Source organism: Pontiella sp., from assembly GCF_041622395.1.
Lineage (GTDB): Bacteria > Verrucomicrobiota > Kiritimatiellia > Kiritimatiellales > Pontiellaceae > Pontiella.
In genome coordinates this window covers 1-5,619 of record NZ_JBFJYW010000251.1, presented here as the reverse complement: position 1 = coordinate 5,619, position 5,619 = coordinate 1, and the positions used below count along the sequence as shown (strand labels likewise).

Sequence of the window (5,619 nt, the reverse complement as noted above, 5' to 3'; positions counted from 1 at the left end):
CTACGCCGGTTGCAGCAAAAACACCTTGTCTTGGCCGCGAGGACGACAAGCCGTAGCTCGCATATCCGATGCGAGTTCCCCTTGCCCCGAAAACGCGGTTCCGATATCCGCGCTACGCCGGTTGCAGCAAAAATACCTTGTCCTGGCGGCGGGCTTTTGCGGGGAGGGCGAAGGTGACTTTGTCGTTTTTGACGGCGCGGTCGGCGGGCTTTCCATCGACGCGCAGGGTTTCGACGTGCGTTTGAACCGCGCCGGTGGTGGGGCCTTCAACGAGCAGTTCGCAGCCGGGCAGCAACTCTTGCTGCCAGAGGGTGAATTCAACGACGCCGATTTTGGCGAAATAGTTGGAGACCACACCGAGTTCGATGCGCTTGACGGTCGCCTGCGAATGGCCGCTGGCGGCCCATTCGCCCATCTTCTCGCCGCAATAGTAGCCGCCGTCCCAGAAGCCGCGGTTGAAGACCTCGGCGAGCCCGGCTTCGAGCGGTTGGAAGTTTTCGGGCTTGAAGGTTCCGGCTTCGACGGCGTCGAGCCCGGCGCGGTAGGCCTTGGTGACGGTTCCGACGTATTGCGCGGTGCGGGCGCGGCCTTCGAGTTTGTAGACGGAGACGCCCGCCTCGGCCAGTTTATCGAGATGCGGCAGCGTGCAGAGATCTTTCGGCGACATGATGTATTGGTTCTGCACCTCCAGCTCGTCGCCCGTTTCGACATCGACGAGGCGGTAGGCGCGGCGGCAGTTCTGGAAGCAGGCGCCGCGGTTGGCCGACTGGTTGTAGCAGCCGAGGCTCATGTAGCACTTGCCGGAGATGGCGACGCAGAGGGCGCCGTGGGCAAACAGCTCGATCTTCACCAACTCGCCCTTCGGCCCGCGCAGGTCCTGTTCGACGATCCCGTCGTGGATCCTCTTGATCTGCTCCAGCGTCAGCTCGCGGGCGAGCACCACGACGTCGGCATAACGCGAATAGAACTTCACGGCGCCGAGGTTGGAGATGTTCGCCTGCACGGAAATATGGACTTCGAGCCCGATGGAGCGCGCGTATTCGATGGCGGAAATGTCGGAGGCGATGACGGCGTCGAGCCGGGCAGCCAAGGCGGCATCGCAGACCTCGCGCATCGTTTCGAGCTCGTCGTCGTAGACGATGACGTTGAGCGCCAGATAGGACTTCACCCCGCACCAGCGGCAGATGCGCGCGATGCGCCCGAGATCGCCCAGCGAAAACGGGCTGGCGGCGCGCGAGCGCATGTTGAGCTTGTCGACGCCGAAGTAGACCGAGCCGGCCCCGGCGCGGATCGCCGCACTCAGCGAGGCGTAGGACCCCGCCGGTGCCATTAGTTCGAATTGGGAATCGTGTTTTTGCATGGGCCCGGAACAATGGATAAAGCGTGCCGCTTTGACAAAATAAAAACGCGGTCGCCATAGATTGTTCCGGCATTTCGTTGACTTGGCGGGCGGGGCACCGGATTAATTCGGGCACCCATGATCGAGCATGAAACCCAACCCCGGCATCTGTTTAGCGCGCTGCTCGCGGCAACCTTCGTGGTGTCGCGCCTGCTCTTCCATTGGATGGGCGTGCGGTTCGATGCGTCGGGGCTGGACTGGTATTGGCAATACCTCGATATCGAGCTGTTGAAAAACGATCTTGTGCGGAGCGTTTTTTATCAGCACGCGCAACCGCCGCTGTTCAATCTCTTCCTCGGGGCGGTTCTGAAGGTTTTCCCGACCGCTTACCCGGTTGCGTTTTCCTTGCTCTTCAAGGCGTTGAGCCTCGCGCTCTATTTCCTGCTGTTCCGGATATTGTGCCTGATCCGCTTCCGGGCCGGGATCGCCTATTTCGCCGCGACCCTTTTCATGCTGTCGCCGGGGGCGGTGCTCTACGAAAACTGGCTGTTCTACACCTGGCCCACCGCCGTGGTGCTGGCGTTTGCGGCGCATCGGCTGCTGCGCTATGGGCAAACCCGCCGCGTTGCGGACGCGCTGCTCTATTTCGCCGCCTTGGGCATCGTCTGCCTGACCCGCTCGATGTTCCATCCGGCATACCTTGCGGCGGCGGTCATCCCGCTCCTGTTCATGGCCTCGCCCGCGCGGCGGCGGCTTCTGCCCGGCGCGGTCGCCGTCCTTCTGGTCGTGGGGCTGCTGTTCGCCAAGAATCTGGTGGTGTTCGGCTTCTTCGGCTCCAGTAGCTGGATGGGCATGAACCTCTGGAAAGTGGTCCCGACCGGGGGAAAGGACCAACAAATTGCCGAATCGCGCGTGGCCCAAACGGAACCCTTCTCCGCCATCGCCGAATACCCGGACGCGTTCCGCAAGGTTCCGGATGCCTTTGCCTCGATCCCGGCGGTCGCCGCGGAAACCAAACAAAACGGGCACCCCAATCTGAACCACTTCGGCTATATCGCGGTGTCGGACGCCTATAAGACCAAGGCGATCGAACTCATTGCCGGCGATCCCGCCGGCTATGCGGGCATCGTTGCGAAAGCGTGGGGCCTCTATCTTGCGCCCGCGCCCAGCTATCCCCTGCTCTCGAAAGACAATCTTGCGGCGCTGAAGGGCTACCGCTCCTGGTGGATTCCCGCCGATTCGCGCATCTGGGTGCCCGCGGGATATCTCCTGCTCGCGGGGGGCCTTGCGGCGCAACTGCGCCGGCTTTCCGCCGGCGAGCGAACCCTTTTCCTCTTCTGCGCCGGCACCGTCCTCTACGTCGCCCTGCTCGGCAACGTGCTGGAACACGGCGAAAACATGCGCTTCCGGGTCCAGACCGATCCGCTGCTCTATCTCGCCGCCCTCGTGGCCGCCCGTCGGCCCCTCGAACGGCTCCGCCTCCGCCCTAAAAACCGACTTGTTCGGGAAATGGTTTGATAAAACTATCCCGGCCGGATATTTTTTGAAGCATCTCGCTTCCATGCCGGAGGGCGGCAGGCGGGAGGAGGGGTGAGAGCCCCGGTTAACAGTTGTTGGTTAATTGTTATCAGGCTGGATGAAGCCTCCTGACCATTAACCAATAACCAATAGCTATTAACCGCGCGCCGGGCGCGCAGAAACGGAGAGATAGATGAAAAACATCCCCATCGACAATGTACGAAACTTCGCTCTAATGGGCCACACTGGTAGCGGAAAGACTTCTCTGGTCGACAGCATCCTGTTCAAGCTGGGGCAGGTCGATCGCGTGGGCTCTCCGGAAAACGGCACCAGTGTGGCTGATTGGACCGATGAAGAAAAAGCGCATAAAATCTCCATTTGGGCAAAACCCTTCGACGGCGTATACACCGCCGCTTCCCGCAAAATCCGCCGCCTCGTCATGATCGACACCCCCGGCTTCGCCGACTTTATCGGCCAGATGGTCGCCGCCGCGGAAATCACCGACGCCGCCCTCATCACCGTCGACGCCAGCTCCGGCATCCAGGTCGGCACCCAGCGCGCCTGGAAAGCCTGCGAAAAACGCAACCTCCCCCGCGGCATCGCCATCACCTGCCTCGACAAGGACGACACCGATTTCGACGACACCCTGCTGGAAATCAAGCAACAGTGGGGCGAAGACCGCTGCGTGGCCATGGTGCTGCCCACCGGCGACGGCAAGGCCATCGACATTCTCAACACCCCGAACGACCAGGTTCCCGACGCCCTAAAGGAGCGCGTCAAGGCCATCAAAGACCACCTGATCGAACTCGCCGCCGAAACCGATGACAAGCTGATGGAAAAATATTTCGAGGGCGAGGAACTCACCGCCGACGAATTTTCCGAAGGGCTGCGCAAATCCGTTCACGAAGCCCATCTGATTCCGGTCTTCGCCACCTCCGTCAAGACCGACATGGGCGTGAAGGAAACGATGGACTCCATCAGCCGCCTCTTCCCGTCGCCGCACGACTATCCCGTCAGCTGCGCCGAGGGCAACCAGATTTCCGCCGAGGAAGACCAGCCCTTCTCGGGCCAGGTTTGGCGTTGCTACAACGACGCCTTCATCGGCCAGCTGACCTTCGTGCGCATCTACAGCGGCGTGCTCAAGCCCGGCATGGAAATCTACAACCCCACCAAAAACCAAAAGGAAAAGGTCAGCTCCATCCTTTACGTGGACGGGAAGAAAACCACCGAGGCGCAGGAAGCCAAGGCCGGCGACATCGTTGCGCTGACCAAGCTCAAGCACACCTACCTCAACGATTCGCTCTGCTCCCCCGGCAGCGAGATCCAGTTCGAGCCGATCGTGTTCCCCTCCCCGGTTGCGGCCTACGCCGTCGAACCCAAGAACAAGGCCGATGCCGACAAAATCGGCCAGGCGCTGCACCGCGCGACCGACGAGGATCCGTCCACCAAACTCGTGCACGACAACGAAACCCACGAGCTCGTCCTCTGGGGCATGGGCGACATGCATCTCGACGTCACCCTAGAACACATCAAGAACCGCAGCAACGTCGAGATGACCCACCGCACGCCGAAAGTCGCCTACATGGAAACCATCACCGGCTCCGGCGAAGGGCACTACAAGCACAAGAAACAGTCCGGCGGCCGCGGCCAGTACGGCGAATGCTATATCCGCATCCGCCCCAAAGACCCGACCGAGGAGGAGTGGTTCGTCAACAAGCTCGTCGGCGGCTCGATTCCCGGCAACTTTGTTCCGGCCTGCGAAAAGGGCTTTGTCGAGGGACTGGCCAACGGACCGCTCGTCGGGTCGCAGGTCATCAATGTGCTGGTGGAACTCTACGACGGCTCCTACCACGACGTCGATTCGTCCGAAGTCGCCTTCAAGATTGCCGGCGCGCGCGCCGTGCATGAAGCGATCGAGAAATCGAATCCGGTGCTGCTCGAGCCCATCATGAACGTCAAGGTGATTGTCCCCGAACAGTTCATGGGCGACATCAGCGGCTTGCTCAACACCAAGCGCGGCCGGATCCTCGGCATGGGTCCCGAGGACGGACTCCAGGCCATCACGGCCGACGTTCCGCAGGCCGAACTGTTCAAGTTCTGTTCCGAGCTGCGCTCGATCACCAGCGGACAGGGCTCCTTCGAAATGGAGTTCAGCCGCCACGAGCAAGTGCCCGCGCATCTCGCTTCGAAAATTATCGCGGAGGCAAAAGCCGCAAAAGAGGAGTAAGAAAAAGGGAAAACCAAAGAGGAAAACGCAACAAACGTTCCGTAAGGAACACCCCGCGGGCGGCCCATCCGGGCCGCCCGCCCTTTTTTTGCCCTAAATCCGGGAATGGAACCGTGAATGTACGCACGAACATTTATATCGAAGCGGCTATAAAAACCGCACCGATCCCCAAGACGGCGACTTTTCTGTTCAATGAGGGAGGTGCCCGACAAGCCCCGTTATGATGGGTCATCCACGTCTATTCATGTTCATTGACGGTTTTGTCGTTTCCGTTTTAAGGATTATAGATGCGGCACTTGAATAACGAGCGTTTTAGCCACGGGAGATCACAGAGAGAACAATGCAATTGTTCGTTGCCTCTGCGTCCTTTGCGCTCTCTTGTGGCCAATATTTCCATTCGCAGGGAGTCGCAGAGTTTAGATGCCGGCGCGCCGAGCTGGCGAGCGAGCCTGCGCCGGTGGACACCACCAAAAAGCCCCTCCCTGGAAAGGGAGTCCAGGGAGGGGCGGAGCAGAGGCTTTTGACGGCCCCTAGG

The 5,619-nt window shown here is 60.7% G+C and carries 3 protein-coding genes; 2 read left to right on the top strand and 1 reads right to left on the bottom strand.

The annotated features are described in order from the left end of the window. Positions 1 to 112: 112 nt before the first annotated feature. Positions 113 to 1,360: a peptidase U32 family protein gene (locus tag ABYO54_RS13245; protein WP_372808724.1), complete on the bottom strand. Its 1,248-nt coding sequence runs from the start codon at positions 1,358 to 1,360 to the stop codon at positions 113 to 115. A 117-nt stretch (positions 1,361 to 1,477) separates the two neighbouring features. On the opposite strand from ABYO54_RS13245, the gene ABYO54_RS13240 reads away from it, so the two are divergent. Then, positions 1,478 to 2,857, top strand: a complete 1,380-nt coding sequence (locus ABYO54_RS13240; protein WP_372808723.1) for a hypothetical protein — start codon at positions 1,478 to 1,480, stop codon at positions 2,855 to 2,857. A 193-nt stretch (positions 2,858 to 3,050) separates the two neighbouring features. After that, positions 3,051 to 5,084, top strand: a complete 2,034-nt coding sequence (locus ABYO54_RS13235; RefSeq protein ID WP_372808722.1) for an elongation factor G — start codon at positions 3,051 to 3,053, stop codon at positions 5,082 to 5,084. Positions 5,085 to 5,619: the final 535 nt, after the last annotated feature.